The sequence below is a fragment of the Sulfuricurvum sp. genome (assembly GCF_049305995.1).
Lineage (GTDB): Bacteria > Campylobacterota > Campylobacteria > Campylobacterales > Sulfurimonadaceae > Sulfuricurvum.
Window position 1 is genome coordinate 1 of the sequence record NZ_JBAQPS010000323.1, and the last position, 1,915, is coordinate 1,915.

A 1,915-nucleotide genomic window follows, 5' to 3' on the forward strand; every position below is an offset into this window, starting at 1 on the left:
TTATTAATTTCAATTGCTTTTTTCATACTATTTCCTTAGAACAGCTTGCCGGATAACATGAGGACATGCTCCGCAATCGCTGTAAACGTCAACGCCGGTAAAAAGGTCAATGCACCCAAGATAAGAACGGTGAATGCCAAAAAGATCGTAAAGGTCATATTATCGCTTCGTACCGAACCTGACGAGAGGGCATACGTTTTTTTATTCGACATACTCACCGCAATCGCGATCATCGGGATAATGACCCCGAAGCGTCCGATAAACATCGCGATAGCCAATGTCACATTGTAAAACGGAGTATTGGCGGTGAGTCCCGCAAATGCACTTCCATTATTTGCCGCCGCCGAGGTGTAGGCATAGAGTATCTCTCCCAAACCATGCGGTCCTGCGTTGTTAAGCCCTGCCAATCCATCGGCGCAATTCGCCGCTATAGCTGAAAAGCCCAAAATCGCGGCTGAGGGGAGAAGCAACGCGATGATAACCGCTTTGATCTCATACGCTTCGATCTTTTTGCCCAAATACATCGGGGTCTTTCCAACCATCAAACCGATCATAAACATTGATAACAGGGCGTAAATCATCATCCCGTAAAATCCTGCACCGACACCACCGAAGATCACCTCTCCGACCATCATTTGGAGCATCAAAACTCCACCTGCGAGGGGAGAAAAGCTATCGTGCATTGCATTAACCGCACCGCACGATGCCGCCGTCGTTACGGTCGCAAATAGGCTCGACGCTCCCAGCGCAAATCGTACCTCTTTACCCTCCATACTAGGACCCGCTTCGACACCCAGCTGTGTCAACATCGCATTCCCTTGTGATTCGGCATAATAGGTAGCCGAGAGTGTTAGAGCAAATAACAATGCCATCGCTCCAAAGATTGCAACTCCCTCACGACGGTTTCCGGCAAACTTGCCATACGCAAACAACAATGCGATAGGGATCAAAAAGATCGAGAAAATTTGGATGAAGTTGGTCAATTCATTCGGGTTCTCAAACGGATGGGCGCTGTTAACATTGAAAAAGCCCCCTCCATTGGTTCCCAACATTTTGATCGCTTCTTGACTCGCTACCGGTCCCATTGCAAGGGTTTGTTTCGCACCTTCGATGGTTGTTACATCCATGTATGGGGAAAGATTTTGGATCACCCCTTGAGAGAGCAAAAATACCGCATAAATAATCGAAATCGGTAAGAGCAATCGCAACGTCGTTTTAGTCATATCGACATAAAAATTTCCGATCCCTCTCCCCGTAAGTCCGCGCATTAAAGCAATGGCAATCGCAGCTCCCGTAGCGGCAGAGAGGAAGTTTTGAATGCTCAATCCCACCATTTGGGAGAAATAGCTCATGGTACTCTCACCACCGTAGCTTTGCCAATTGGTATTGGTCACAAAACTAATCGCCGTGTTGAGTGCCAAATGCCAACTCAGATTTGGAAAATTTTGCGGATTGAGCCAAAAAGCACTTTGAAAATAGAGAATAAAAAAGAGGATAAAAATACCGAATAGATTAAATACCATCATCGAAATTGTATATTCTTTAAAACTTTGTGATTCCTCCACATTGATCCCGCAGACACGAAACAAAGTGTTTTCAATCGGGGAAATGATGGGATCAAGAAATGTTTTCTTTCCATCAAATATTTTATAGATATAGTTTCCGATAAAAAATCCGAAAACCACTACCGTGAACGCGAATAACGCAAATAAACCCATATCCAATACTTCCATTTACAGCTCCTCAATCTTTACAAGGGTATAAACGAAGTACAGTAGCAATGAGAGCGCAAGCGTTGCGCCTACAATCATATCAATCATCATTTCTGACTCCATTAGAGAATAAATTTCAACTGGTATCATATACCCAAAGGCGGTCAAAAAATGCTCAAATAAAAGGGAGAAGGGATAAAGAA

2 protein-coding genes are annotated in these 1,915 nt (G+C 44.3%); both read right to left on the bottom strand.

Annotated elements, in window-relative coordinates; translation table 11 throughout:
• Positions 1-35 precede the first annotated feature (35 nt).
• Entirely contained in the window at positions 36-1,733 is a 1,698-nt protein-coding gene (kdpA, locus tag WA010_RS11090; RefSeq protein ID WP_422557178.1) for a potassium-transporting ATPase subunit KdpA, read from the bottom strand.
• A partial coding sequence (locus tag WA010_RS11095; RefSeq protein WP_422557179.1) for a hypothetical protein occupies positions 1,734-1,915 on the bottom strand: 182 nt, incomplete at its 5' end.